21 protein-coding genes, 1 tRNA gene and 2 pseudogenes are annotated in these 26,910 nt (G+C 54.3%); 15 read left to right on the top strand and 9 right to left on the bottom strand.

Annotation, left to right across the window (positions count from 1 at the left end):
* Positions 1–24 precede the first annotated feature (24 nt).
* The 12 genes and pseudogenes from MUN86_RS01110 (at position 25) to MUN86_RS01060 (ending at position 16,211) form a co-directional block, all read left to right on the top strand.
* Positions 25–279 (top strand): hypothetical protein, encoded by a 255-nt coding sequence (locus tag MUN86_RS01110; RefSeq protein ID WP_245120779.1) that lies wholly within the window; start codon positions 25–27, stop codon positions 277–279.
* 117 nt (positions 280–396) lie between these two features.
* Positions 397–546: a hypothetical protein gene (locus tag MUN86_RS01105; protein WP_245120777.1), complete on the top strand. Its 150-nt coding sequence runs from the start codon at positions 397–399 to the stop codon at positions 544–546.
* On the top strand, positions 530–1,657 hold the full coding sequence (locus tag MUN86_RS01100) for an McrB family protein (RefSeq protein ID WP_245120775.1): 1,128 nt from the start codon (positions 530–532) through the stop codon (positions 1,655–1,657). Before MUN86_RS01105 ends, MUN86_RS01100 begins: the two co-directional genes overlap by 17 nt.
* Entirely contained in the window at positions 1,636–1,731 is a 96-nt protein-coding gene (locus MUN86_RS32735; RefSeq protein ID WP_502592234.1) for a hypothetical protein, read from the top strand. The genes MUN86_RS01100 and MUN86_RS32735 overlap by 22 nt, the downstream gene beginning before the upstream one ends.
* A gap of 33 nt (positions 1,732–1,764) precedes the next feature.
* Entirely contained in the window at positions 1,765–2,796 is a 1,032-nt protein-coding gene (locus MUN86_RS01095; protein WP_245120773.1) for a 5-methylcytosine restriction system specificity protein McrC, read from the top strand.
* A gap of 323 nt (positions 2,797–3,119) precedes the next feature.
* Positions 3,120–6,347, top strand: a complete 3,228-nt coding sequence (locus MUN86_RS01090) for a SusC/RagA family TonB-linked outer membrane protein (protein WP_245120771.1) — start codon at positions 3,120–3,122, stop codon at positions 6,345–6,347.
* 13 nt (positions 6,348–6,360) lie between these two features.
* Positions 6,361–7,839, top strand: coding sequence for a RagB/SusD family nutrient uptake outer membrane protein (locus MUN86_RS01085; protein WP_245120769.1), 1,479 nt, complete (start codon positions 6,361–6,363; stop codon positions 7,837–7,839).
* 296 nt (positions 7,840–8,135) lie between these two features.
* Positions 8,136–9,785, top strand: coding sequence for a TldD/PmbA family protein (locus MUN86_RS01080; protein WP_245120767.1), 1,650 nt, complete (start codon positions 8,136–8,138; stop codon positions 9,783–9,785).
* Between the two features lie 106 nt (positions 9,786–9,891).
* On the top strand, positions 9,892–11,226 hold the full coding sequence (locus MUN86_RS01075) for a TldD/PmbA family protein (protein WP_245120765.1): 1,335 nt from the start codon (positions 9,892–9,894) through the stop codon (positions 11,224–11,226).
* Positions 11,227–11,292: 66 nt separating this feature from the next.
* Positions 11,293–12,947 (top strand): annotated as a pseudogene (locus tag MUN86_RS01070) (TldD/PmbA family protein).
* 194 nt (positions 12,948–13,141) lie between these two features.
* Positions 13,142–14,790: pseudogene (locus MUN86_RS01065) on the top strand (TldD/PmbA family protein).
* Between the two features lie 95 nt (positions 14,791–14,885).
* Positions 14,886–16,211, top strand: a complete 1,326-nt coding sequence (locus tag MUN86_RS01060) for a TldD/PmbA family protein (RefSeq protein ID WP_245120763.1) — start codon at positions 14,886–14,888, stop codon at positions 16,209–16,211.
* An 85-nt stretch (positions 16,212–16,296) separates the two neighbouring features.
* On the opposite strand, the gene MUN86_RS01055 is transcribed toward MUN86_RS01060, so the two are convergent.
* Entirely contained in the window at positions 16,297–16,914 is a 618-nt protein-coding gene (locus tag MUN86_RS01055; protein ID WP_245120761.1) for a porin family protein, read from the bottom strand.
* A gap of 224 nt (positions 16,915–17,138) precedes the next feature.
* Here MUN86_RS01055 and MUN86_RS01050 point away from each other — a divergent pair, with 224 nt between their 5' ends.
* Complete coding sequence (locus tag MUN86_RS01050) at positions 17,139–17,762, top strand: DUF4159 domain-containing protein (protein ID WP_245120759.1); 624 nt, start codon at positions 17,139–17,141, stop codon at positions 17,760–17,762.
* 71 nt (positions 17,763–17,833) lie between these two features.
* Here MUN86_RS01050 and MUN86_RS01045 read toward each other — a convergent pair whose 3' ends face one another.
* Both MUN86_RS01045 and eat read right to left on the bottom strand, forming a co-directional pair.
* Positions 17,834–19,222, bottom strand: coding sequence for an ethanolamine ammonia-lyase subunit EutB (locus MUN86_RS01045; protein WP_245120758.1), 1,389 nt, complete (start codon positions 19,220–19,222; stop codon positions 17,834–17,836).
* A 289-nt stretch (positions 19,223–19,511) separates the two neighbouring features.
* The gene (gene eat / locus MUN86_RS01040; protein WP_245120756.1) at positions 19,512–20,843 is read right to left on the bottom strand and encodes an ethanolamine permease; all 1,332 of its coding nucleotides are present in this window, start codon (positions 20,841–20,843) and stop codon (positions 19,512–19,514) included.
* Positions 20,844–21,096: 253 nt separating this feature from the next.
* Between eat and MUN86_RS01035 the strand changes: the two genes are divergently transcribed.
* Positions 21,097–21,558, top strand: a complete 462-nt coding sequence (locus MUN86_RS01035; protein ID WP_245120754.1) for a cold-shock protein — start codon at positions 21,097–21,099, stop codon at positions 21,556–21,558.
* A gap of 141 nt (positions 21,559–21,699) precedes the next feature.
* Here MUN86_RS01035 and MUN86_RS01030 read toward each other — a convergent pair whose 3' ends face one another.
* The gene (locus tag MUN86_RS01030; RefSeq protein WP_245120752.1) at positions 21,700–22,830 is read right to left on the bottom strand and encodes a putative sensor domain DACNV-containing protein; all 1,131 of its coding nucleotides are present in this window, start codon (positions 22,828–22,830) and stop codon (positions 21,700–21,702) included.
* 239 nt (positions 22,831–23,069) lie between these two features.
* On the opposite strand from MUN86_RS01030, the gene MUN86_RS01025 reads away from it, so the two are divergent.
* Positions 23,070–23,924: a DUF5694 domain-containing protein gene (locus MUN86_RS01025; protein ID WP_245120750.1), complete on the top strand. Its 855-nt coding sequence runs from the start codon at positions 23,070–23,072 to the stop codon at positions 23,922–23,924.
* An 88-nt stretch (positions 23,925–24,012) separates the two neighbouring features.
* Here the strand turns inward: MUN86_RS01025 and MUN86_RS01020 are convergent.
* The 5 genes from MUN86_RS01020 to MUN86_RS01000 form a co-directional block, all read right to left on the bottom strand.
* Positions 24,013–24,086, bottom strand: a tRNA-Asp gene (locus MUN86_RS01020).
* A gap of 31 nt (positions 24,087–24,117) precedes the next feature.
* On the bottom strand, positions 24,118–24,333 hold the full coding sequence (locus tag MUN86_RS01015; RefSeq protein ID WP_245120749.1) for a hypothetical protein: 216 nt from the start codon (positions 24,331–24,333) through the stop codon (positions 24,118–24,120).
* Positions 24,334–24,336: 3 nt separating this feature from the next.
* Positions 24,337–24,675 (bottom strand): hypothetical protein, encoded by a 339-nt coding sequence (locus MUN86_RS01010; protein WP_245120747.1) that lies wholly within the window; start codon positions 24,673–24,675, stop codon positions 24,337–24,339.
* Positions 24,676–24,937: 262 nt separating this feature from the next.
* Positions 24,938–25,378 carry a hypothetical protein gene (locus tag MUN86_RS01005; RefSeq protein ID WP_245120745.1) on the bottom strand — a complete coding sequence of 147 codons (441 nt, stop codon included), beginning with the start codon at positions 25,376–25,378 and terminating at the stop codon, positions 24,938–24,940.
* Between the two features lie 154 nt (positions 25,379–25,532).
* The gene (locus MUN86_RS01000; protein ID WP_245120743.1) at positions 25,533–26,795 is read right to left on the bottom strand and encodes a S41 family peptidase; all 1,263 of its coding nucleotides are present in this window, start codon (positions 26,793–26,795) and stop codon (positions 25,533–25,535) included.
* Between the last annotated feature and the right edge of the window lie 115 nt (positions 26,796–26,910).

Raw genomic sequence — 26,910 nt, 5'->3', positions numbered from 1 at the left:
GCCCTGCGCGCTTGGCTTGCATTATTGCTTTCTGCTGCGTTACCTCGGCTTCTGTGGTTAGGTGCAGCGCATAAAGCAATAAAGCTCGACAAAACCCGTCTGCCTTGCTTTTTCTCTCGTACTACAGGTTATACCTCATCTACTACCACCTACTTCCATGGCACAACCCACCACTACCCCCAGCATACCGACCCTGCTACCAAGAGCAAGGAAAAGAAGAACGAGGAAACTGTGAAGGACAAGCCAGATGGCAAGAAGAAAACTACGCAGCAGAAGTAATTCAACTAGCTATAGAAGCCCGGTTTGCACCTCGCAGCCGGGCTTTTTCGCGTTTAAAAAGTCTTGCTGCAGGAGCTAACTATGGCGCAAATGGGTTTTACTCGTACTTTCAAACGCATGCCCAAGCCAGAACCCGACCTTAGTTTACTTACCCGCGAGCAAGTACTGCGTGCCCTGCGCCAACTGGACCGCGAAGGTCCACGGATGCCCCTGAGCACCGTGTACGACCTTGTGTACCGTGGCCGCCGCTATGCCCCCGGGCCGTAGCACAGTTGGCTTATCGTTTGGCGATGGAGCAGCCGGAAGCTACTTGGCCCTGCCAGCCGGTTCCGCTACCAATCGGGTGCTGGAGCAGCTCGACTTCACTATTGCTACCAAGCGCCCAACGCTGGAAAACTCGTCTTTGCTCGACGGTGACGTGGCCGCGCAAGACGCTATGCAGGAGTTGCACACAGGCATTACTAGGGAAAAGCTTCCTCGAAAGAAAGGAGCGCCAACCCAGGCCCTAGAAGAGTCAGCACCAGTGCCTGATACAAGCATAGCGCATGAGCCGATTGCCACATACAATCTTCCGTCTGCTCAGCCTTATACCCGGGCGCAAGCGCGGCAAGAGCTGTTTGTTTCCGATGAATTGCTGGATGCCGCTTTGGCAGCTTTGCACCGCCGCCGTAACCTAATCTTGCAAGGCCCGCCAGGCACGGGCAAAACGTTTTTGGCTCGTCGGCTGGCGTGGCTGGAGCTTGGCGCTACCGATGCCGGCCGGATAGAACTCATCCAGTTTCACCCGAGCTATAGCTACGAAGACTTTGTGCAAGGCTTCCGGCCCGATGCGCAGGGTACGTTTCGACTACAGGATGGCGTGCTGCCTGCTTTCTGTGAGCGGGCCGCCGCGGATCCGGAGCGACCGTACTTTCTCTTGATAGATGAATTGAACCGCGGCAATCTGAGCCGCATTTTCGGAGAGCTGCTTTTGCTGCTGGAAGCCGACAAGCGCGGCCCCGCCCACGCCGTACGTCTGCCCTACACCCCCGCCGATGCGCCACGCTTCTACATGCCCGGCAACGTGTTCGTAATAGGCACCATGAACCTGGCCGACCGAAGCCTAGCGCCGCTAGATTACGCCTTACGCCGCCGCTTTGCCTTCGTGGAGTTAGTGCCCGAATTTGGGGTGCCGCTCCAGGAGTTTCTAGCGGCGCAGCAAGTACCGGTGCCCGTCATTCAACGCCTCGTTGACCGCCTCACCGACCTTAATCTCACTATTGCCGACGACCCGGAACTTGGGCCAGATTTCCGCATCGGCCATAGCTACTTCTGCCAGCCCCCACCGACCCTGCCGCTGCCGACTCATGGCTCAGCTTGGTATTCAAGCAGGAAATAGCCCCTCTGCTTGATGATTATTGGCTGGACCAACCAGCAAAAGCAACTGCCCAAAAGAAGAAGCTGCTAGGGTAAAACAAATTATTCCCCAGCTGCCGCTCCACCCGCATGATTCCGATTCAGAACCTTTACTACTTGCTTTGCTATGCCTGGAATCGGTTGCCGGAGCAGCAGGAGTTACTGGCAACAGAAGCCGAGACCTTCCACCGGCCGCTGGAGTTGCTGGCGCACGTGCTCCTGATAGGAACGCGGCGGTTATTGCGGCAGGGTTTAGCGGTGGCGTATGCCGAGCGGGAAGAAGAATTAGCAGAGCTACGGGGACGCGTGCAACTAGCACCTAGCCTTTCCCGTGACTTGTTGCGCCGTGGCCGGGCGTTGTGCGTCTATGACGAGCTAGGATTCCAGACGCCGTTTAATCAGTTACTGCTTGGCACCTTGCAGCAGCTTAGCCGTAGTCGTGCACTGCCCTCTGCGCTGCGCCATGAGCTTAAACTACTACTGCGCCGCTTTCCAGTGGGCTTGCTCCCGTTGCCGCTTTCTTCAGAGCTGTTGCGAACAGTGCACCGCTTACGTCCTACCGGGCTGCCAGGGTTCTTGCTGAATGTATGTGAACTGGTGTACCATAGCGCCCTCCCCGAACCCGATACCTCTGGCCGCCTTCGGTTCCGCGACTTCCGCCGCGACGAGCAGCTAATGGCACGTCTCTTCGAGCAGTTTGTGCGCAACTTCTACCGCTCAGAGCAACAACAGTTTCATGTATCCTCGGAGACCATTCACTGGCAGGTGACCACAACTACGCCCGAAGCACTGAACCTGCTCCCGGCCATGATTACGGATACCACGCTCGAAGCGCCTCACCGCAAAATCATCCTCGATACCAAGTACTACAAGGCGGCTTTGCGGCTGCGCTACGACCAGCAAAAGTTGATTTCGCCCCACCTCTACCAGCTTTATGCTTACCTGCAGAACCAACCTACTGCTCCTGGCCAAGCACTCGAGGGAATTTTGCTTTATCCAGCTGCTGAGCAGGCGCTTGATGTACGCTATACATTAGGCGGGTATCCCGTCCGCATCGTTACGGTGGACTTAGCACAGCCTTGGCGAAATATTGCTACTGCTCTGCTGGAGTTGATTGCCTAGTTCAGTTGTTATTGATCGAAAAGTATAGCGGTCAGCGCTCACTAACATGACATACAAATTGCTGCTTTTGCGCATGGCACTTTATCAAGTTAAAAGGCAGCCCTTGTTATCAGGGAAGAATATACCTTATCATAGTTCAAACAGTCTCTAAAAAATATAGTAAGTGTGTACTCACTGGACATTTGGATTAAAAATTTTTAATAATTTATTCGGTATTACTAGTTTTTATTAAAGAAACAATAACATATACTTGTCAAAATTGCCAATACGGTTGGTTACCAAAACACCTAGCAACATCCCTTCTTTTCACTCTTAATTGACACATGAGAAAAGTCTTACTCTCATTGCCTTTTACAGTAGTTGCGCTTGCCGGCCACGATGTGCAGGCTCAGACGCGCACTGTCACTGGGCAAGTACAAGGCACTGATGGTGCCGGGCTTCCAGGCGTCACAGTGGTTGCTAAAGGCACCTCTGTAGGCACTGCCACAGACGGTGAAGGCCGTTACAGCTTAGCTGTACCTGCTTCAGCCAGCACGTTGGTATTTTCTTCGGTTGGATTCGATTCCAAAGAGGTGGCGATAGGCACCCAGTCCACTGTCAATGCTACGCTTGGTTCAGCCTCTACGGGTCTTGACGAAGTGGTAGTAGTAGGTTACGGCACCCAATCCCGGCGCGATTTAACGGGCTCGGTGGCCACTATAAAAGGGGCTGAAATTGCTAATAAGCCAGTGCAAAGCTTTGAGCAGGGCTTGCAAGGCCGAGCATCGGGTGTAAACATCACAACCCCTAACGGGGTGCTCAACAATGCGCCTGTTATCCGGATACGCGGTGTGAACTCTATCACGCTTAGCTCATCGCCGCTGTTCGTTATCGACGGAATCCCTGCTTTCAGCGGTAACACGTCGGCAGTAGGTAGTGTGCCAAACAACCCACTGAGTAATGTTAACCCCAGCGATATAGAAAGTGTTGAAGTACTGAAGGATGCTTCTGCTACTGCTATTTATGGTTCGCGGGCGGCCGGTGGCGTTATTTTGGTAACCACCAAAAGAGGTAAGAAAGGCCAGAGTCGAATTTCGTTTGATTCGTGGGCTGGCTGGTCGGAGCCAGTGCGACTGTTCGATGTGCTCAACGCCGAACAGTATGTAGACATTAAAAATGAAGCTGTTCGCAACCTGAATGCCAACCGCATTGCCTTAGGGCAGCCGGGTAATAACGTAGAAGGCTTCCGGCTTCAGCAAGATGCCAATGGCAATACGGTTGACACAAACTGGTATGATTACATCTACCGGACGGGCTTTTCCACTTCCAACACGCTAAACTTCTCAGGCGGCACCGAAAAAACCAACTACTATACGTCGATAGGGTACACCAACCAGAAAGGCATGCTGGAGCAGAACGAGTTCCGGCGTATATCGGCGCGCCTCAACCTCGACCACAAAGTATTTAAGAATTTCACTATCGGTACCCGAGTAGGGTACTCCAACAGCCGTAACCAATCTCCTAACTCGGGTTCAACAGCTGATCAGTCTTTTGGAACAGGAGGTTTGGGTCGTTTGCCGCTCGTGCTACCGCCCAACGTGGCTGCCCGCAATCCCGATGGCACCTACAACACCAGTGGAGCAGGCATCGGACCAGGCGCCAACTTAGAACCTACTTCAACTGCGACGCCAACGGCAGCGCTGGGAGTTAACTATTACAACCCGCTCGTCGACCTCGAAAACAACTACTTTATCTCTGAAGGCAACGAAATTCAAGGCAGTGTATATGCCAGTTGGGAAATTATCTCCGGCCTGACGCTTCGCACCACCTTCGGCATCAACAACATCTTGTTCGAGGATAAGGCTTTCAATACGTCTATCGCGGGGGATGGATTTTCAACAGGAGGCACAGCTGATAATTTTAATCGAGTCAACAAGCGTTGGAACTGGCAGAACACAGCTCAGTACGACCGCACTCTTGGCGAGAAGCATAACGTTTCCTTATTGCTGGGCAACGAGCAACAGCATACTGGTATAGAACGATGGGGAGCTCGTCGGACAGGCGTAGCGGACCCATTCGTAACTAATTATCAAGGTACTTATACCAACATCTCAGCGCTGGGCAACTTGCAGAGCGAAAACTATTTGCTCTCTTACTTCGGTCGTTTGAACTACGATTTTGGCAAGAAATACCTAGCCTCCTTAAACGTTCGGCGCGACGGTTACTCAGCTTGGGCTGAAAAGTGGGGCAACTTCTATGGTGCGTCGTTGGGATATGTTTTATCGGAGGAAGATTTCTGGAAAAATGCTCCTTTCGCTACCACATTCAACTTTCTGAAGTTTACAGGCAGTTACGGCGAAGTTGGCAATAGCCAGGGTGTTGAAGACTTTGCATCGCTCTTCACCTACGAAAACAGCTTATATGCTGATAACGCCACCCTGTATTTCAGCAACCCTGGCAGCCCGCTGCTCACCTGGGAAACCAGCAAGAAAACCGATGTAGGTATGACATTCGGCTTGCTAGGAGACCGAATTACGGGTGATTTGGCTTACTATCGCAACCTGGTGGACGGTTTGATTCTACGTGTGCCCCAAGCTCCCTCAAAAGGCCTTCCAGGTGGTGCTGTTCCAACGGATGTTGCGAACATCAACAACAGCACGTACTTGGCCAACGTCGGCTCGATGCGTAATACTGGTATCGAACTGAATCTGAAAGCCATTGCTATTCAGAAGCCCAACTTCACCTGGACAGTAAGCGGCAACTACACTACGCTTAAAAACCGGGTATTGAGTTTGGCCACTGAAGGCCAACGTATTGCCACGCCTACCTCTTTGGAAACAGTCAACTTCACGGAAGTAGGTCGCTCGGTAGGTGAATTACTAGCAGTGCCTTCGTTGGGCGTAAACCCAGAAAATGGCCGGCGGATGATTCAGAAGGCAGACGGAACCGTGGCGCAATATAACCACTCTGGGGGCGGCTGGACAGACGTTGCCACTGGCCGGGCCACGGCAGCTCCCAACCAACTGGTCGACGGAGTGTACTTTGGCCCTACCCTTCCTAAGTGGTATGGAGGCTTCGATAACACGTTCCAACTCGGGAATTTCGACCTAGGAATTTTCATTCAGTATTCGGGCGGCAACTACCTCTACAACGGTACCAAATCTGGTTTGCACGATCAGCGCTTTTGGAACAACGATGTAGACATTTTGGAGCGTTGGACAGAAACTAACACCAACGCAAAATGGCCACGGGTGGTGTTTGGCGATAACATTTCCAATGGCTCGGGCCTAGTTATGTCGTCGAATATCGAGAAAGGCGACTTTGCCCGTTTGCGCAATATCACTCTGGGCTACAACGTGAAACCAAGTGTGCTGAGCCGGTTCAATATTGCCAGTATTCGTGTGTATGGTCAGGTGCAGAATGCAGGCCTGATTACGAATTACACAGGTATTGACCCAGAAATCTCCACCAACTCAACCACAGGCTCTAATGCCAACACGGGTGCCGGCGTCGACCGCAACTCGGTAGGACAGGCCCGGACTTACACGGTGGGTTTCAACATTGGTTTCTAAACACGGCATTCTGATGAAGTCATCATTTAAAAAAATAGTCACGGTAAGCCTTTGCACTACGGCACTGGCATTCGGCACCTTCTCGTGCCAAAAGGATTTGTTGGACCCAGAACCGACTACGCTTTATCCGCAGGAAGTGGTGTTTGACACGCCGGCCCGTGTGCTTCTGCAAGTCAACAATCTATACTCCTATATTAAAGTTGGTAGTTTCTTGGGAGGGCGCTACCAAGTGTATAGTGATGTACGGGCGAATGATTTTATAAATTTGCGGAGCAACGGCGTGACGGCGCTAGGCGTGTGGAACCACACGTTGACCGAACAGTCGCAGAACGACGTAGTAAGCTTGTGGGCTGCCGGCTACGCTGCTATCAACCAAGCGAACGTGTTTTTGGCTGGCATGGAAACTAACTCAGCCAAATTCGTTGCGCCAATTTTTCCAGCCACTTTTACCACCACCGCCGAGCAATACAAGGCGGAAGCTAGGCTACTTCGTGCTCTGAGTTACTACTCGCTATTGCAATTGTACGCCCGGCCTTATACCGATACTAGCAACGGAGCTGCCCCTGGAAGCAAGCCCGGTTTGCCCTTGCGTCTGCAAGCCGAAACCGATGGTACAAACAACGACCTGGCTCGTAGCACAGTAGGAGAAGTATACCAACAGATTCTTACGGATCTGAACTTTGCAGAGCAAAATCTGCCGCTCACTTACACTGGCGGCACTGCTTCCACGCTCAACGTAACACGGGCTCACCGTAACACGGCTATTGCCTTGAAGACACGGGTGTATTTAAGCATGGGACTCTACAATGATGTAATACGGGAAGCTAATAAACTAGTCCCTGCCACTGCACCATACGCTGCTCCCACTGGCGTAAGCAATGCGCTAAACGCCTCTATAACAGCCGTATTCGCCGCGCCACAGGAAACGACTGAAAGCATCCTGAGCTTTCCTTTCACAGCGCAGAACGCTCCCGGTACACAAAACCAATTGGCCTTCTACTATCGCCCATCTCCAGTTGGCAACGGCGAGTACGCGCTCAACAGTGGCGCTGGTGGTATCCTTTCCAATGCAGGTTTTGGAGCTACTGATGTGCGGCGGACAAGCTTGATTACAGGCACAGGTACTCTTTACTTAAATAAGTATCCTAACGGCACACCTTACACCGATAAAGCACCCGTGATTCGCTATGCCGAAGTGATGTTGAGTTTAGCAGAAGCTCGTTTTCGCACAGCAGGCGCTGCTGACGCACAAGCCTTGGCCTTGTTGAACGCCGTGCGGCAACGGTCAAATGGTAGCGCTTACACTTCCTTTGCAACTGTAGACGCGGCCGCCAACGCTGTGGTACTAGAGCGGCGCATTGAGTTTCTCGGGAGGGCATTCGCAACCTCGATATTATGCGACTTAACGCTCCCATTCCCGCTAAGGGTACGGTCAGCGCAGTTAATCCCACTGACATTCTTTACGTCTGGCCAATTCCCAATACGGAGCTAGCTGCTAACCGATTAATGACACGCAACGAGTAGTGTAACAGAGCTAGAAAAGAGGCCTCTCGTAATTGCGGAGGCCTCTTTTCTCTTATACACAGTGGAGGCACAGTGGAGTTACAAGCAGAAAACTAATTGCCGGGGGTGAAGCCAGCTTACCTGCCGATAAGGGAAAACACCTTTTACCCTCTTTGTAACTATGCAGCCTCATGATACCGTCAGCGTCCTTCAGTTGCAGATGAAACGTGCACATCCTAAACTGCTACTTGTTCTCCTTCCTTTCCAACCAAACCTTTCCTTAATTTGAAAAGACGTGATTTTGTGGGCCTCACTGGCTTGGCTACCGGGGCGCTTTTTCTGCCCACGTTTCCGAGCCTGGGTGGCAACCCCGTCGACCCGGCTCGACTGCTGGAGGCAGTGGACCCGGCCGTTAATAAACGATTGGCTGACGCAGCTCTGAATGCGGCCAAAGCGGCAGGCGCCACCTACACTGACGTACGAATTGGCCGCTACCTCAACCAAAGCATTTTCACCCGCGAAAAGCAAGTCCAAAACATAGCCAGCGGTGAAAGCTTCGGGGCAGGCGTTCGGGTTATTGCCAACGGTACCTGGGGCTTCGCGGCTACCAATACGGTGACGGAGGCTGGCCTAGCCAAAGCGGCACAACTAGCCGTGCAGATTGCCAAGGCCAACTCGAAAGTGCAGAAAGAGCAAGTGAAACTGGCACCCCAGCAGGGCTACGGCACGGTAAGCTGGAAAACGCCGATTCAGCAAAATGCTTTTGAAGTACCGGTGAAGCAGAAAGTAGAACTACTGCTGGCGGCCAATGCCAAAGCACTAGAGAATGGCGCTTCCTTCGTCAATTCCTCGCTGTTCCAGATCAACGAGCAGAAGTATTTCGCCAGCACCGACGGCTCCTACATCGACCAGGATGTGCATCGCATTTGGCCAACCTTCAGCGTGACGGCTATCGATAAGGCTTCGGGTAAGTTTCGCTCCCGAGATGCCATGTCGGCCCCGATGGGCTTGGGTTACGAGTACCTGACACCGAAAGCTGCCGACAAGATTCCGGGCCCGGCTGGTTCCGATGTTATTGGCTACAAAAATAGCTACGATATTCTGGAGGATGCGGCCGCCGCTGCCAAACATGCCCGCGCGAAGCTAACGGCTAAGAGCGTGGTGCCCGGCAAGTATGACCTGGTACTCGACCCCAACCACCTCGGCCTGACCATTCATGAGTCGGTGGGCCACCCTACCGAGCTGGACCGGGTGCTCGGTTACGAAGCCAACTATGCCGGTACTTCTTTTGCCACTCAGGAATGGAAGGCCAAGAATATCCCGTTCGGCTCCAAGCAAGTAAATATTGTGGCTGATAAGCTGCAGCCTGGTTCTTTGGGTGCGGTGGGCTACGACGATGAGGGCGTGAAAACCAAGCAGTGGGACCTCATCAAAGAAGGCAAGCTCGTCGATTACCAGAAGATTCGCGACCAAGCACACATCGTTGGCCAGAAGGAATCGGATGGATGCTGCTACGCGGACTCGTGGAGCTCGGTCCAGTTCCAGCGCATGCCCAACGTGAGCTTGCAGCCGGGCAAAGAGAAGATGAGCGTGGACGAGATGGTAAGCAAGGTAGATAAAGGCATCTTCATTGCTGGCCGCGGCTCCTACTCTATCGACCAGCAGCGCTACAACTTCCAGTTTGGCGGCCAGGTGTTCTACGCCATCGACAAAGGCAAGATTACGGGCATGCTCGAAGACGTGGCCTATCAGGCTAACACGCAAGAGTTCTGGAACTCCTGCGCTGGCTCCTGCGACCAGTCCGACTACCGCCTATTTGGGTCGTTCTTCGACGGCAAAGGGCAGCCGAGCCAAGTATCGGCGGTAAGCCACGGTTCGGCCACCACCCGTTTCAACGGTGTTAATGTCATCAATACAGCCCGGAAAATTGGTTGATTGCTGATAGCTAGGGGCTGGTGTTGAGGTAACTCTTCCATAACCACCAGCTACTTATCAACAAGCATCAACCACAATTAGCAAGCGACAACTCAACAGTTACCTAATGGCAATTCTTTCCCAAGACGAATCCCAGGCCATCCTTAAGAAGGTCCTTAGTTTCAGTACCTCCGACGAGTGTGAAGCTACGCTCAGCGGCAGCAACGGCGGCAACGTCCGCTCGGCCCGCAACGCCATCAGTACCAGCGGTGCTGCTGATGACGTGAGCTTAGCGGTGGAAGCGCGGTTCGGCAAACGCTCGGGTGTAGCCACTTGCAACGAGTTCGACGATGCCACGCTGCGCCGCTGCGTGCAACGGGCCGAAGAAATTGCCAAGCTGGCCCCCGAGAGTCCGGAGTACATGCCCCTGCTCGGAGCCCAGACGTATATCGCTGCTCCCAAGTCGTTTGCAGCATCCACGGCCGGCATCACCCCCGACTTCCGCGCAATGCAGATCGGCAAAACCATGAAGATCTGCGACGAGAAAAAAGTGACTTCGGCTGCTTTCCTCAACGACGAAGCCGGCTTTGTGGCCAAGCGCAACAACAAAGGCCTGGAAGCCTATCAGCAGTACACCAACTTGTCGTTCAGCATCACGGTACGTACCCCCGACGGGACCGGCTCCGGCTACGCCACTGGTGATTACAACGATGCCGCCGGATTCGACGCTGGCACCCTGACGCAAGTGGCGGCCGACAAGGCAGCTATGTCGCGCAATGCCAAAGCCATTGAGCCCGGCAAGTACACCGTTATTCTGGAGCCTGCGGCCTTGGTAGCCAATACCGACGCCTCGTTGCTGGCGGCTTTAATGAACGCGCTGGATGCTCGCAACGCCGACGAAGGCCGCAGCTTCCTCAGCAAAAAAGGCGGTGGTAACCGCAAAGGCGAAAAGCTGTTCGACGAGCGGGTAACCATCTACTCAGACCCCACCAACGCCGAAATTGCCAGCCTCACGTTTGCCGGCGACGGTCGTCCGCAGAAGAAGATGACTTGGATTGAGAAGGGCGTAGTGAAAAACCTCTACACGTCTCGGTTTTGGGCCCAGAAATCGGGTATTCCAGACATTCCACGGCCCGGCGGCTGGATCATGGAAGGCGGCACCCAGAGCGTGCAAGACATGATTAAGGGTACGGCGAAAGGTATTCTCGTGACGCGTCTGTGGTACATCCGTCCCGTTGATCCGCAGACGCTGCTGTACACGGGCCTCACCCGCGACGGAACCTTCTATATCGAGAACGGCAAGATCAAGCATCCGGTGAAGAACTTCCGCTTCAACGAGTCGCCCATTATCATGCTCAACAACCTGGAAGCCATTGGCAAGCCGGTTCGCGTGAACGGCAACCTCGTGCCGCCGCTCAAGATTCGGGACTTCACGTTCACCAGCCTCTCGGACGCTGTGTAAGCAGTAGCCCGAAGCGTGCCTTCGGGCTGCGTATCCTCTCTTTCTACTTCTCTATTCAGTACTGCTTTGAAAAGACGTGACTTTGTAGGGCTTACCGGCTTGGCTACCGGAGCTCTGTTTATACCCAGCATCCCCGGTTTTGGCAGCGGCATCGAGGTAGCCCCCTTGCGCCTGCTGGACGCCGCCGTGGACCCTGCTGTTAAGAAAAAGCTAGCTGATGCGGCCTTAAATGCTGCTAAGGCAGCTGGCGCCACGTACACCGACGTGCGAATTGGACGCTACCTCAATCAAGGCGTTTTCACCCGCGAAAAGCAGGTGCAAAACATCCTGAGCACTGAAAGTTATGGTGCTGGTATCCGAGTAATTGCCAACGGCACTTGGGGATTCGCCTCCACCAACCAAGTAACGGAAGCAGGCCTTGCCAAAGCTGCCCAGTTGGCCGTGCAAATCGCCAAAGCCAACTCGAAAGTGCAGAAGGCCCAGGTGCAGCTTGCGCCTCAAAAAGGCTTCGGCGAGGTTTCGTGGAAGGCCCCTATTCAGCAGAACGCTTTCGAAGTGCCTATCAAGGATAAAGTAGATATCCTATTGGCAGCCAATGCCAAGGCCATGGAAAACGGCGCCTCGTTTGTCAATTCGGTGCTGTTTCAGGTGAACGAGCAGAAGTACTTTGCTAGTACCGACGGCTCCTACATCGACCAGGATATTCACCGCATCTGGCCGACCTTCGGGGTTACGGCTATCGACCGGGCCTCGGGCAAATTCCGCTCCCGGCAGTCGTTGAGTTCCCCCATGGGCATGGGCTACGAATACCTGACGCCCAAGGCTGCCGACAAGGTTGCTGGCCCGCCGGTTCGGATGTTGTGGGCTACAAAAACAGCTACGACATCTTGGAAGATGCCGCCGCCGCGGCCAAGCAAGTCAAGCAAAAACTGACCGCCAAGAGCGTAGTGCCCGGCAAGTACGACTTGGTGCTCGATCCGCACCACTTGGGCCTAACCATTCACGAGTCGGTGGGTCACCCGACGGAGCTGGACCGGGTGCTTGGCTATGAGGCCAACTACGCCGGTACATCGTTCGCCACGCTGGAGTGGAAAGCCAAGAACATTCCCTACGGCTCCAAGCAGGTCAACATTGTGGCCGACAAGCTCCAGCCGAACTCGTTGGGCGCAGTTGGGTACGACGACGAAGGTGTGAAAACCAAAGAGTGGGACCTCATCAAAGAAGGCAAGCTCATCGACTACCAGAAGATCCGTGACCAAGCCGCTATGGTGGGTCAGAAAGAATCGGATGGGTGCTGCTACTCGCAGTCGTGGCAGGATGTGCAGTTCCAGCGCATGCCCAACGTAAGTCTGCGCCCCGGCACGGCCAAACTAAGCGTAGATGAGTTAGTGAAGAACGTGGATAAGGGCATCTACATTGCCGGCAATGGCTCGTTCTCTATCGACCAGCAGCGCTACAACTTCCAGTTTGGGGGCCAAGTGTTCTACGCCATCGACAAAGGCAAGATTACGGGTATGCTCGAAGACGTGGCGTATCAGGCCAACACGCAAGAGTTCTGGAACTCCTGCGCCGGCTCCTGCGACCAGTCCGACTACCGCCTCGCGGGCTTCTTCAACGACGGCAAAGGACAGCCCGCACAGAGCTCGGCGGTAAGTCACGGCTCGGCCACGACGCGCTTCAACGGCGTCAACGTCATCAACACAGCCCGCAAGATCGGCTAGAGGAATGGGTGACGTAAGCTTGTTGCTTTGCGCCTAGTATGTCGCCCGTCCGGTTTGCGCCGGACGGGCATTTACATTTCATTCGGTTTCCTGAATATTTTAGCAACCTTAAGCAGGAAGTAGCATCCATAGGAAATAAAAAGGCTTATGTTGGCTACTGCTTTCCTTCTTTCAACTTCTAACTATCAAGCACTTTGAAAAGACGTGACTTTATGGGGCTGACTGGCTTAGCGGCCGGGGGCCTGCTGCTACCGAGCCTACCTGGTTTGGGAGGTATGCTCGTGGACCCCGAGCAACTGCTCGAAGTCATGGACCCGGCCCTGAAAAAGCGCCTTGCCGATGCTGCCCTGAACGCTGCAAAATCTGCCGGGGCTTCCTATGCTGATGTGCGCATTGGACGCTACCTCAATCAGTACGTTTTCACCCGCGAAAAGCAAGTGCAGAACATCACCAGCACCGAAAGCCTCGGGGCAGGAGTTCGAGTGTTAGTGAACGGAGCCTGGGGGTTTGCCTCAACCAACACCATAACGGAAGCGGGCGTAGCAGCGGCGGCCCGCTCGGCAACGGCCATCGCCAAAGCCAACCAGAAAGTACAGAAACAACCCGTGCAGTTGGCGCCACAACAAGGCTACGGCGAAGTAAGCTGGAAGACGCCCATCCAGAAAAACCCTTTCGAAGTTCCGGTAAAAGAAAAGGCCGACTTACTGCTAGCCGCCAATGCCAAAGCCCTCGAAAACGGCGCTAATTACATCAACTCGGCGCTGTTTCAGGTGAACGAGCAGAAGTACTTCGCCAGCACCGACGGCTCCTACATCGACCAGGACGTGCACCGCATCTGGCCCACGTTTACGGTCACGGCCATCGACAAAGCAACCGGCAAGTTTCGCTCCCGCGAGTCGATGTCGGCGGCTATGGGGTTGGGCTACGAATATCTGACACCTGGCGCCAGCGAAAGAGTAGCAGGCCCCACAGGCACTACAGTGGTCGGCTACAATCAGCGCTACAACATTCTGGAAGATGCCGCGCAAGCAGCCAAACATGCTAAAGAAAAGCTAACGGCGAAGAGTGTGGTACCCGGCAAATACGACTTGGTACTGGATCCTGGGCACTTAGGCTTGACCATCCACGAGTCGGTAGGTCACCCCACGGAATTGGACCGGGTGCTCGGTTACGAGGCCAATTTTGCTGGCACCAGTTTCGCCACCTTGGAGTGGAAAGCCAAGAACATTCCCTACGGCTCCAAGCAAGTCAACATTGTGGCCGATAAGCTGCAACCCGGCTCCCTGGGCGCGGTAGGCTACGACGATGAGGGCGTAAAAACCAAACAGTGGGACCTCATCAAAGAAGGCAAGCTGGTAAACTATCAGAAAATCCGGGACCAAGCCGCCGTGGTAGGGCAGCAGGAATCCGATGGGTGCTGCTATGCCGATGCCTGGAGTTCGGTGCAGTTTCAGCGCATGCCCAACGTGAGCCTGCAACCCGGCACCGCCAAGCTCAGCGTAGACGAGATGATCAGCAAGGTGGACAAGGGCATCTATATTGCGGGCGCCGGTTCTTACTCTATCGATCAGCAGCGCTACAACTTCCAGTTCGGGGCCAGGTGTTCTACGCCATCGACAAAGGCAAGATTACGGGCATGATTGAGGATGTGGCCTACCAAGCCAACACGCAAGAGTTCTGGAACTCTTGCGCCGGCTCCTGCGACCAGTCCGACTACCGGCTCATGGGCACTTTCTTCGACGGAAAAGGGCAGCCGAGCCAGATTTCAGCAGTAAGCCACGGCTCGGCCACCACTCGTTTCAACGGCGTCAACGTTATCAATACGGCAAGGAAAATTGGTTGATGGCTGCCTGTTAGATGCTCGTTGTCGAGAATTCGATACAACGGTCTAACCATCAGCAAGCAACAATCAACTACCAATAATCAGCATATCACCCCATGGCAATTCTTTCCAAAGACGAAGCGCAGGCCATCCTCAAGAAGGTCCTGGGCTTCAGCACTGCCGACGAGTGCGCAGGCCAACTAAACGGTCGCACCACCGGCAACATTCGTTACGCCCGCAACAACGTGAGTACCGCTGGCTCGTCCGACAACGTGAGTTTGGCCGTGGAAGCGCGGTTCGGCAAACGCTCGGGCGTGGCCACTTGTAACCAATTCGACGATGCTACTTTGCGCCGCTGCGTACAGCGGGCCGAAGAAATTGCCAAGCTGGCCCCCGAAGACCCCGAATACATGCCCATGCTTGGGCCGCAGCAGTTTCTCACGCCCAACAGTTACGTCGCGGCCACGGCCGGCATCACCGCTGACTTCCGCGCCCAAGTAGCCGCCGACAGCATAAGTCTGTGCGAACCCCGCAAGCTCACGGCCGCTGGCTACCTCGAAGACGGTCCGAGCTTCGTGGCCATCCGCAACAACAAAGGCCTGGAAGGCTATCAGCAATTCACGCAATTAGATTACTCGGTAACGGTGCGCACTGCTGACGGTACTGGCTCGGGTTATGCTGTAGCCGACTACACCGACGTAGCTAAGTTCAACGCCAAGACGCTCACCAGCATTGCCGCCACCAAAGCTGCCGGCTCGGTAGCAGCCAAGGCCATCGAACCCGGCAAATACACCGTTATTCTGGAGCCCGCCGCCCTGGTTTCCGACGAAGGTATCCTGAACCGTTTGATGTACGCCCTCGATGCCCGCGAAGCTGACGAAGGCCGTAGCTTTCTCAGCAAAAAAGGCGGCGGCAACAAACTCGGCGAGAAGCTCTTCGACCCGCGCGTTACCATCTATTCCGACCCGCTCAATGCCACAGCTCCCGGCCGCGTATTCGACGGCGACGGGCTGCCCGTGAAGCGCATGACGTGGGTGGAGAAAGGCGTGATGAAGAACCTGTACTACTCCCGCTATTGGGCCGAAAAAAGCAAGAGGTCGGCTACTGCTTTCCCGAGCGGCTGGGTTATGGAAGGCGGCACCCAAAGCGTTGATGAGCTCATCAAAGGCACGGCCAAAGGCATCCTCGTCACGCGCCTCTGGTACATCCGCGACGTCGACCCCCAAACGCTCCTCGTAACCGGCCTGACTCGCGACGGGACCTTTTACATCGAGAATGGCAAGATCAAGCACCCCATCAAGAACATGCGCTTCAACGAAAGCCCGGTGATCATGCTCAACAACATCGAGGCCATGGGCAAGCCAGTGCGGTTGGGCGGCAATATGGTCCCACCGTTGAAGATTCGAGACTTTACCTTCACGAGCCTCTCGGATGCCGTATAGAAGAATAATTCAGTACTACTAAAAACGACAGGGGCTTGCTCAATTGAGCAAGCCCCTGTCGTTTTTACTGCAAGTAGATTGGCAATTATTTACCGAATTTAATACCTATAAACCCTTGAATCACACGGTTTTTGAGGCGTGGGTCGTTGGCACCGTTCAGGTCAGCTACATCGTTGATGTTGTTGAGGCCCGCGGTGTAGCGGGCGCCAATGATGAGGCTCCCGAGTTCGAGGCCGGCACCGGCTGCTAAAGCAAAATCGTTCTTTTTGTAGTTGTTATCCGCGGTGCGGTCAACGGGGCCGTAGCCATCAGCTGCGTTGATGCGGAGCGTGCCGTTTTCGCGAGCACCGAGCAACACACCGAACTGCGGACCGGCTTCAGCATATACAGGGCCTACTTTCACGTGGGCCAGCACCGGAATGTTGAGGTAGTGCAGTTTAGTATCGTAGTTGGCTACGGTCGACTTAAACTGCGAGCCTTGCAAAGAGTAAAGCACTTCGGGTTGGATAGACAACGGGCCTAGTATCGGCAACCGTAGGAAAGCGCCGACGTGGTAGGTGGTTTTGTAGTCGGTGTCCATGTTGATATTCTGGCCATCGAGCACGGCATTGTTGACGCCAGCTTTGATACCGAATTGGGCTTGGGCCTGACTGGCACCAGCCAGCAATAGGAAAAGAAGGGCGAGAAGTCGCAAAGGTTTCATGGTAGTAAAGGAAGATTAGGTATACATAAAACCAGTAAACGCAAATTCGTTGCCATTCCCGTATTTTCTATTGCAATAACTTTTTGACTTGAAGTTCAGACCACTGCGTTTTGTGGCTTTTGCGAGCCACAATTGTATTTTCTCCCTGCAAGCCACCTCCCACATTTATTTTTGTCTGTTATTGGCTACGAATAGTAGTCTTGCCTTCTACCTTATCGTCCCGAATGCCTGTTCCTTTCACTTTCGTGCGTCTGCAATACCGCTCCGGCGATTGGGATGGCGTAGACGAGCGAATGCCAACCAACCTGCTGCACTCCCTGATTCAGTACACCAAAATACCGGTCAATCAGAAAGAGAAAGTAGTAGCACTTGATTCACCAGAGCTGTTTCGGCATCCCTTCTGCTACCTGTCGGGGCACCGGCTGGTACAGTTTTCGGCGCAGGAAAAAGCGAATTTCACGCAGTACGTGCGCAACGGGGGCTTCGTGTTTGTCGATGACTGCAACCACGACATCGACGGCCTGTTTGCCCGCTCGTTCGAGGAGCAGATGCGGCAGTGCTTCGGGGCCGGTGCCCTAAAGAAAATCCCCAAGACCCACGTTATCTACTCGCAGTTCTTCAAGTTTCCCGACGGGCCGCCGCCCACCTCCTTTGAGCTCAATGGGTGGGGCGACGACCTAGTGCACGACTACCTGAAAGGCATCGAAATCAACGGCCGCCTCGGTGTGCTCTACTCCAACAAAGATTACGGCTGCGAGTGGGACTACGACTTTCGCAACAAACGCTTCCTAGCCGAAGACAACACGAAGTTCGGCGTCAATATCCTGTTGTATGCGTTGACGGCATGATTCCAATCTTCCTGCGGGAAATGCGCTTTGGGCTACAGTTAACTGTTACTTCTCTTGGGAAGGAGGTCAGGTCAACGAAACGCCTGCGGCAGCTTTTCTAGGAGCAACGGCTGCAATGGCGCGGGTAGCAGCTTGCCTTGCGCATCGAACACGCCTAACTGCTGCAACCACGCCTCGAACTCCGGGGCGGCGCGTAAGCTGAGCACACTCCGGATGTAGAGCGCGTCGTGGAAGGACGTGGACTGGTAGTTGAGCATGATATCGTCGGCGCCGGGCACTCCCATGATAAAATTGCAGCCGGCCACGCCGAGCAACGTAAGCAGGGTATCCATGTCGTCTTGGTCGGCTTCGGCGTGGTTGGTGTAGCAGATGTCCATGCCCATGGGCAGGCCGAGCAGCTTACCGCAAAAATGGTCTTCTAGGGCCGCTCGGATGATTTGCTTGCCGTCGTAGAGGTATTCGGGGCCAATGAAACCGACCACCGAATTAACGAGCAGTGGCCGGAAACGGCGCGCCACGGCGTAGGCGCGGGCTTCGCAGGTTTGCTGGTCGAGGCCGTGGTGAGCGTTGGCGCTGAGGGCGCTACCCTGGCCGGTTTCGAAATACATGACGTGCTGCCCTACCGTGCCCCGGTTCAAACTGAGGGTGGCTTGCCATGCTTCGTCGAGCAGCGCCAAGTTGATACCGAAGCTGGCATTGGCGGCCTGAGTACCCGCAATACTCTGAAACGTTAAGTCTACGGGGGCCTGCTGCCGGACTAGTTCCAGCGTGGTTGTGACGTGGCACAGCACGCAAGATTGGGTGGGAATGGCATATTGCTGGCGAATAGCGTCGAGCATTTCCAGCAGATTGCGCACTGCGGCGGGGCTATCGGTGGCGGGGTTGATGCCGATGACAGCGTCGCCGCTACCGTAAAGCAAGCCGTCGAGCAAACTGGCGGCAATGCCACGGGCATCATCGGTGGGGTGATTGGGCTGGAGGCGTGTAGCTAAGTGACCGCGCAAGCCCAAGGTGTTACGGAACGTGGTTATTACCTCGCACTTGCGAGCCACGCCAATTAGCTCCTGGTTGCGCATCAGCTTGCTGACGGCGGCCACCATTTCGGGCGTCAGACCGGGAGCCAGATATTGTAGCGTAGGTGTATCGGTGGTGTCGGCCAGCAGCCAGTCGCGCAACTGCCCCACCGTGAAGTGACTGACCGGTGCAAATGCGGCGGCATCGTGCGTGTCAATAATCAGGCGGGTTACTTCGTCGTGCTCGTAAGGAATAAGTGCCTCATGCAGGAAGTTGCGCAACGGCACGTCGGCTAAGGTGAGCTGAGCGGCTACCCGTTCCTCATACGTGTCAGCCGCCACCCCAGCCAGCACGTCGCCCGACCGTAGCGGGGTGGCCTTTGCCAGCAGCGTCTTCAGATCGGCGAACTGGTAAACTCGATTGCGAATGGTGTGATGGTAAGCCATAAGGAGCTCATTTTAACCAATTAGTGTACGGTCAATGATTACTACAGACTGTTCTACTTATACTCAGTGGAGTACAGCGAAGCATCTGAAGAGCTGAGGTCGCACACGTGACGTAATAGAGGTACTGTCATGCTGAGCGCAGCCGAAGCATCTCGCGTGCTGACACTGGATTGCTAACCACAACATCAGCACGCGAGATGCTTCGGCTGCGCTCAGCATGACGGGAGATGTGAAAACTGGCAACACATCAGCAAGATGCTTCGACTGCGGCTTTCTTCCACACAACAATTCAGCTACTTTCCTGAGTTGATACTGCTACACCGGGCTTTGCTAATCCTAGCGCTACATACAGCCCTAGCAGCAGTGCAAGGCTTACGAAAAACACTAAGCTTAGCAGCCAGTTGTAGTACATTATAGCCCCCAAACTCACTACCGACAAGATGGTGGCAACCAGCGGAAACCACGGATAGAACGGCGTAACGAACGGCCGTGCCAGATTCGGCTCTTTCCGCCGCAGCACAAACAGGCTAAGCAAACTTATTAGGTACATCAGCACCGCGCCAAGCACCGACAGGATAATAAGTTTGTCGGTAGTGCCGGTTAGCAGCGAAATGCAGCCTACTACCCCACCGGCCACCAGAGCCCAATGCGGCGTCTGAAACCGCGGGTTGACGCGGGCCAGAAAGCTCGGTAAGTAGCCGGCCCGCGCCAGCGCAAACACCTGCCGCGAGTACCCAATGATGGTGCCGTGAAACGAGGCCACCAAGCCAAACAAGCCGATGCTGGCAAACACCTTAGTCCAGGGGCTACCCTTGCCCAGTGCGTAGCTCAACGCCTCGGGCAGCGGGTAGTCGATGTCACTGAGGCGGTGCCAGTTGGTGACGCCGCCGGTTAGCACCATCACACCTAGCGCCAGGAACACCAGCGTAACCAGCCCATAGGTGTAACCGATGGGAATGGTGCGCCGGGGGTCCTGCACTTCTTCAGCCACCATCGCTACGCCCTCAATGGCTAAGTAAAACCAGATGGCAAACGGCAAGGCTGCAAATACCCCCGCGGCGCCAAACGGCATCGGGTCGGCGAGGAAGTTGCTGGCTTTGAAATGCGGGGCTACCAGTCCCATAAACACCAGCAACTCCGCTACGGCCAGCAAGGTAACCACCAACGAAAACAGCGCTGACTCCTTGATACCTAACAAGTTGATGCCGATAAACAGCACGTAACTACCTAGTGCCGTCGTCAGCACGGGCACGCTCGGATACAGAAAATGCACGTAGCTGCCCAAGGCAAACGCAATGGCCGGCGGCGCGAACAAGAATTCTACCAGCGTGGCATAGCCTGCTACAAAACCTCCCACTGGCCCTAGCGCGCGATGCGCGTAAGCAAACGGCCCACCCGCCTGCGGAATAGCCGTGGTTAGCTCGGTGAAGCTGAAAATAAACGTGACGTAGAGCACCGTAATCAGGAGCGTAGCCACCAGAAAGCCAACGGTACCGGAAACAGCCCAGCCGTAGTTCCAGCCAAAGTATTCACCGGAAATAACCAGCCCCACCGCAATAGCCCATAGGTGCAGTGGCCTCAGCACTTTCTTTAAGGCAGGCGGCGGAGCAGCGTCGTTCATACACCTATATTAAATGAGAAGCTAAACCCTTAACATAGCGCTAATTGCGCGAAACTGTTTGCTCCTGCTGGCTTACGATGTTCACGGGGTTCATTCCATGCTTGCTGCTTCGGCATGTGCCCCTTACATCTAGTTGCACAGCTTGCCGTATTGCTACTGAACTTTAGCCTGTGCTTCACTGTAGTACTCTATACTATATTTCAAATGCTTAACTTTATAAGTGAAAGCATTCAGACCAAATAACTAAACACACATGGGGAAATCCCAAGCAAGCTTCGGTAAGAAAGAGAACGAGAAAAAGCGCCAGAAAAAAAAGATGGACAAGGAGGAGCGCAAAGAAGAGCGCCAAGCTGCTGCTAAGAAAGGGCAGAACCTTGACGAGATGCTCGCCTATGTAGACGAAAACGGCAACATCTCGACCACTCCCCCCGACCCCACCAAGAAAAAGGAGATTAAGGTCGAAGATGTCCGCATCGGGGCATACAAGCAAGAAGACCAAGAGCAAGAAGACCCGCTCCGGAAAGGTACGGTTACGTTCTTCAACGACTCCAAAGGCTACGGCTTTATCAAAGATTCACAAACGCAGGAAAGCGTTTTTGTGCATGCCAACAGCCTCGGAGGCATCACGATAAAAGAAAACGACAAAGTAACCTTCGAAGTGGAAATGGGCCAGAAAGGCCCTAGCGCTGTCGGGGTGAAAAAGGCAACCGAGTAATTCCGGCCATTAGCACAAAGCGGCGGCAGTTCCTATGAGCTGCTGCCGCTTTGCGTTGAGCTAGAACCGTGAACAGTACGCAAGCCTCTAGTCAAGATGATGCCGCGTGGCTTCAAAGTTGTTTTCAGCTCCTTTCAGCACTCACAGCAGTAGCACGTCGATGCGGTGGGCATGTACCATTTGTAGCGTTTCGGACCACGCAAACACAGTAAAGTAGCCATCCTGCGAAGCTACCAGCGCCAGCGCATCGCGCTGATCATACACAAATTGAGCGGCAGCTAAGTGACGCGTGCCACCGTTCTGGGCTGGGTGTAGGTACCGGGCCACACTATCGACTACAGGCTCCGTCAGCACCATTTTATCAACGGGTACACTGGTTTCGGCACGGGCTACTTTCACCCCAAAGGCTAGCAAGTGGTAGTCGCGGGTAATCACCGTGGCACCATCTACGGCCGTGAAGCCGCCCACAATGCCAATGGCCCGCTGAATTTCCTCGCGCCATTTCCACTTGGCCTGCTCCTGCTGCCGTCCTTCCGCAATACCAATATAAGCGGGCAGCACAGGGTAGGTAATAGGCTGCACAATAGACTCTTGCCACTGCTTGGAATTAGGTGGCACTACCAACACTAAGCCACCACGGCCATGGGCCCGCATGACGGTGGCTAGTTCGCCAAGCACATTATCGGTTTCCCCGGTGGTCGTGGGCAGGCTACGGCCCGGCAAAAAGGCTTGCAAGGCTGGGCAGTCGTCCATAGCGGCGCTTTCGGCGTCAACCAGTTGCAGTTGGTCGCCGCGCAGAATGGCTACGTTCACAAACTTGCCGAACCCATCGGCGCGGGGGTGCTTCACCACAAGCAAGCCAGGCTCTATTACCTCTATCACCAAGCACAGCGGTGGAATACCGGTGGCCGTGCCCCATACGTAAAGGCCTTCTTCGTCGTACCACACGCCCAAATGAATACCCGGTAGCTCTACGGCAGGGGCCAGTTTGAGCAGGTTGTACGGGATAAGTCGGCGCTTATTGAACACTACTGGCTGCGTGGCCTGCCCCGGCTCTAGCAACGCCAGCGAAATCTTGGGAGGGTGCCCTTCTTCGCGGCGCAGACTCGCCCAAAAGGCAGCGTCAATCATCGCCTCCACTAAGTGCACCGATGGTGGTGAGGCCAATGCGTTGGTATCCTGCGCAACTGCTGCCCCATGATGGCGGGCAAAGTGGGTTTCAATCATAGGAGCGACTACGCGCGCCGCTAAGTAGGTTGGTTCAGAAAGCATAACCGGCAAGTACGGAGCTTTTGCGGTTGGATGCTACTTCTTCACTCTGGTCCCTGGAATTGAAGTGTTGCTTTGTCTTGCCCAGACAACGGCAACGGGCTAACCTGTATCATGCCAAGCGTAATAGGCCGCATGGCAGCTATGCAGTAGCTTTCGGAAACTAGCCTTTCCGGTGCCATGCGCCCCAGAAGAGCCCTATTTACTTAATTGGTTCGCTTCACCTTTCTACCACTTCTTGCATGAAAACAATTTACCTATTCCTGCTATTCCTGTGCACCGCAACGGTCAGCTTGGCCCAAACCAAACAAGCCGAGTTGCTACTGATTGGCACCTTCCACTTTCACAATCCGGGGGCCGACTTAGCCAAGATGAAAACCTTCGATGTGCTGACGCCGAAGGTACAGACCGAACTGGAAACCATTACCAACAAAATCAGCCAGTTTGCGCCCGACAAAATCTTCGTAGAATGGTCTTCCGACGACCAAGCCGGGCTCGATGAACTTTACACTCAGTATCTCGGCGGGAAGTACGAGGAATACATCAAGGCGAAATACCCAAACCCGAAAAGAAGTGACTTTTTCCTGAAAAACGAGATTATCCAGCTAGCCTTCAGAGCCGGCAAAAAAGCGAAGCTGACCAAGATTTACGCCATCGACTACAACAAGACCTCTTTCCCATACGACAGCGTGATGAAGGCAATGAAAGAAGCCCACCAGGAAACGTTGATCAAGGGCATTGAAGGCGATTTGAAAGCGGTGGAAACCAACTTCAACAAGAAAGCAGAAACATACACCCTAACGCAGCTCTTGCTCGACTTCAACACCAAAGAAGAGTTCGCAGCCAACAAAGCCTTCTATATCGATAGAGTAAACAGAGCGGGCACTATTAGCAGTTTTGCCGGCCCGTATTTGGTATCGGAATGGTACCGGCGCAACTTGTACATGTATTCGCTGGTGCAGAAAACGGTAGAACCCACCGACGACAAGGTAATGGTGCTGGCTGGCGCCGGTCATGCCGCTATGATGAAGGAATTCATCGAGCTAGATAACCGGTTCAGAATACAAGAGCTGAAAAACGTCTTGAAAAGCAAATAACCAGCATGCCGACTAACGACATAAAAAAAGCCCCTTAGCGTCTGCTAAGGGGCTTTTTAAGCTTTCAAGCAAGTACTTGCTTTCGAAGCGGTCCGGACGGGACTCGAACCCGCGACCTCCGCCGTGACAGGGCGGCATTCTAACCGACTGAACTACCGAACCATTTCCCTCAGCGCAGCACAAGTGCTTTTCGCTAAAGTGCTGCAAAGGTAAGAGTGAATTTGATACCTACAAGAAAAAACTGCTTCTGCAGAGCAGAAAAGCTTTTTTTGTTTCTTACCACTAACTCATGCTCGCGGTGCTGCTGTTCGCATTGCATTCGCTTGCAGGAAATTAAGCCTGCATCGAGCAGCGTATGCGGCTTGGTAGCAACATTGAAAAAAGCTGTACCCGCTACCGCTGGCGCCAAGCGTTAGTCCAGGATATGCTTGCTTTTCTTGCTCCGATGCGGACTTTTTCTGAGTGGAGGCATGGGCGCTTCTTTCTCGTCCGTCATCTTGGCTAGAGTTTCCTCGGCTGCTTTGGCATCGGGTGAGGCATCGGTTGCGGGGCCACCCTCCGCTTGCTTTTTCGCCAGATACGTTAGACCAGCCGCCAGCAAGGCCACGCCGCCTACCAACTTTTGGCCCGTGCTCAGCTTGTTGATTTGCTTGGTGACTTTGCGAAACTTCTTGAGCGCTACCGCTGCTTCGTCAAGCAAGTCGTCTGACTGACCGCCTTTCTTCGAGTGCTTCTTCTTGTCCTTAGCCATGAGAGTGACGAGAAAACTTAAAATTGGATCTGCTACAAGCACAAAGCTTTTTAAGGCCTGCGCCCCTGCGGGTTCGTTATTCGCAAGGTTTGCCGTCAAGGTTTCCTTTTTCCACATACTGCTTTTTATGGGTGCTATACGGCAAAGGCGTTACGCTTGAGCTTGACAGCAACCTTCTCCGGCCCGCGCAAAGTTTAAGAGAACAGAAAGCTAAAGACTCAGAGTTACTTCGCGTTTTTACGGCAAGATCTAAAACTGGTATTTACTGCCCACTTAGCGAACTGGCCTTTTGGACTCGGTTCCGGCTTGTCCACATCCGCAGTGCAATACCGAATACCGCCAACCCCCAAATCCCAATAAGGAGCAAAACCCAAATCAGTACGCTAGTTAGCTCCCCAAACTCATACTGCATCTGGCGTGTGCGCATAAAATGCAAAGCAATGGCCAGGAAGTAGATTGACTGATATTGCATGTAAATATAAAAGGCAACGCAGAGCACAAAAAGCGTTGCTACCGTGGTTTTCTTCCGGAAGAACATGGCCGATAGCACCATAAACGCGGCGTAGAGCCCGGCCCCAATCAGTATTCCACCAATTCCTCCTTGCAACAGGAACACGGCCTTCACCTCCTTCTCGCCGGCGTACGCAAGCACCGGCCAGAAAAGGCAGCCACACATGACGGTACTTCTGAGCAGCTTCTTCATTAGCAACGCACGCAAAAGTCAGCACCGCATCTACGTGGTTTTAACTCCTGGGTAGCTTCGCAGATTGCTAAGACACAGGGACAAGCAACTACTAAGGTTATGATAAGCCCGTTTCTGTTATCGGCAGTGCCACTTCTTACCAGGTGAACAGCAGTCAGGGTTTGTTGGTATTCTGAAGCAGCTGCACGGCGGCGGCCAGTCCTGCATCGGACGTTCCTTCTGTATCTGGGTTAGGGCGCTTGGCAGGCACGAAGTTTTCTCGTGGCAATTTGTCAACTCGATAAAGGCGCTCAGTAGGAATGTTGAAACCAAAACCTGAATTCGGCAGCCGGAACGAAGTAATAGCGCCGTTGAGACGAGCCATTTCGGTGCCCACAACGGTGGCCCGGCGCATGGCGTCGAGCCCAATAGTGATGCCCTCGCCCATGCTGCTCGTCCAGCGGCCGACCAACACCACCAAAGGCCGGGTATAGGGCCGCAGCCGCGGCGATACCAGTTCTAAGGTGCTACGCTTGATGCCAAACTGCTGCTCTTCGGCCGGAAACTCATGGCGTTGGTACGGCTGCTCCTCGGTGATAAAGCGCCCCATGATGGCCCGGGCCACAGTGGTATTGCCGCCATTGGGCGTTTCTCGTAAGTCCAGCACGAGGCCTGTGGTGGCAGCCAGCACATCAAGGGTGCTGTCGAAAGCGGCCATCAGGCGGTTATCACCCAAGCTATTGTTGATTTTGATGTAGCCAATGGTGCCTAGCTGTTGGCTTTCCAGCAGACGTGGATAACGGATGTTCTCTAACTGGGCGGTAGGCGCGTCAGGGTACAGGTCGCGCCGCTTGCCTTGGACGCGTACCGTCAGCTTGCGCGGGGTAGTATGGGTACCCGCCAGGGCTTGGTTGAGAGCTACCTCACGGGCGGCTTCGTCTACGGTCTTCAGGCACTTACCTAGCAGGAGCGATACCGCCTGCACAATAGGCACATCGTTCACCGCCACGATTTCCATGCCGGGGCGTAGGCCACTTCGCTCGGCTCCGTACCCTGCGCGCACTGCCACCACTACCGCCTTGCCTTGCTGGTACTGTACCCACACATCGGTGCCCGAAGGCAGCAAGCGGCGCGAGTCGGGCAGGTTGGTGGAGAGGGAAGCGTGGTTGTCGTAGAGCTCGTTGAGAGCGTTTTCCAGCAGGCGCGTAAACTGTGCCTTGGTGGTAATGCCCGGCAACTGCGCCCCGTAATACGTGCGCACCTTCGCCCAGTCGGTCTGCTTCTTGTCGAAGTAGCAATAGTTCTCGTTGACGGTCGTCCAGAAGTAGTCGAAGTCCTGCTGGTACTGCGCCGGCGTGAGCTTGGTTTGAGCCAGAAGCGTGGTGGGCAGGAAAACCAATAAGAGCGCGCATATCAGGCGCCAACAAGTGTGTATCACTGCTAGGAAAGTATGAATAGTGTTACGCCAGCCTAGTTACTAAAAACTAATGGCATTTTGGAGTGCTCCTTCTCGGTTAGGCTTTTGTTGAAGTCCCGCTGCCGCTGCCGCCACC

Origin of the sequence: Hymenobacter volaticus (assembly GCF_022921055.1) — a bacterium.
Classification (GTDB): domain Bacteria; phylum Bacteroidota; class Bacteroidia; order Cytophagales; family Hymenobacteraceae; genus Hymenobacter; species Hymenobacter volaticus.
The sequence above is the reverse complement of the archived record's forward strand: the minus strand, read 5'-3'. Positions and strand labels throughout refer to the sequence as shown.

Excerpts from the sequence above, each read along its gene's own strand:
- MUN86_RS01075 (WP_245120765.1), top strand. The coding sequence starts at position 9,892 with ATGGCAATTCTTTCCCAAGACGAATCCCAGGCCATCCTTAAGAAGGTC.
- MUN86_RS01105 (WP_245120777.1), top strand. The coding sequence starts at position 397 with ATGCCCAAGCCAGAACCCGACCTTAGTTTACTTACCCGCGAGCAAGTA.
- MUN86_RS01060 (WP_245120763.1), top strand. The coding sequence starts at position 14,886 with ATGGCAATTCTTTCCAAAGACGAAGCGCAGGCCATCCTCAAGAAGGTC.
- MUN86_RS01045 (WP_245120758.1), bottom strand. The coding sequence starts at position 19,222 with ATGGCTTACCATCACACCATTCGCAATCGAGTTTACCAGTTCGCCGAT.
- MUN86_RS01025 (WP_245120750.1), top strand. The coding sequence starts at position 23,070 with ATGAAAACAATTTACCTATTCCTGCTATTCCTGTGCACCGCAACGGTC.
- MUN86_RS01010 (WP_245120747.1), bottom strand. The coding sequence starts at position 24,675 with ATGGCTAAGGACAAGAAGAAGCACTCGAAGAAAGGCGGTCAGTCAGAC.
- MUN86_RS01090 (WP_245120771.1), top strand. The coding sequence starts at position 3,120 with ATGAGAAAAGTCTTACTCTCATTGCCTTTTACAGTAGTTGCGCTTGCC.
- MUN86_RS01050 (WP_245120759.1), top strand. The coding sequence starts at position 17,139 with ATGCCTGTTCCTTTCACTTTCGTGCGTCTGCAATACCGCTCCGGCGAT.
- eat (WP_245120756.1), bottom strand. The coding sequence starts at position 20,843 with ATGAACGACGCTGCTCCGCCGCCTGCCTTAAAGAAAGTGCTGAGGCCA.
- MUN86_RS01100 (WP_245120775.1), top strand. The coding sequence starts at position 530 with ATGCCCCCGGGCCGTAGCACAGTTGGCTTATCGTTTGGCGATGGAGCA.
- MUN86_RS01005 (WP_245120745.1), bottom strand. The coding sequence starts at position 25,378 with ATGAAGAAGCTGCTCAGAAGTACCGTCATGTGTGGCTGCCTTTTCTGG.
- MUN86_RS01030 (WP_245120752.1), bottom strand. The coding sequence starts at position 22,830 with ATGCTTTCTGAACCAACCTACTTAGCGGCGCGCGTAGTCGCTCCTATG.
- MUN86_RS01035 (WP_245120754.1), top strand. The coding sequence starts at position 21,097 with ATGGGGAAATCCCAAGCAAGCTTCGGTAAGAAAGAGAACGAGAAAAAG.
- MUN86_RS01085 (WP_245120769.1), top strand. The coding sequence starts at position 6,361 with ATGAAGTCATCATTTAAAAAAATAGTCACGGTAAGCCTTTGCACTACG.
- MUN86_RS01095 (WP_245120773.1), top strand. The coding sequence starts at position 1,765 with ATGATTCCGATTCAGAACCTTTACTACTTGCTTTGCTATGCCTGGAAT.
- MUN86_RS01055 (WP_245120761.1), bottom strand. The coding sequence starts at position 16,914 with ATGAAACCTTTGCGACTTCTCGCCCTTCTTTTCCTATTGCTGGCTGGT.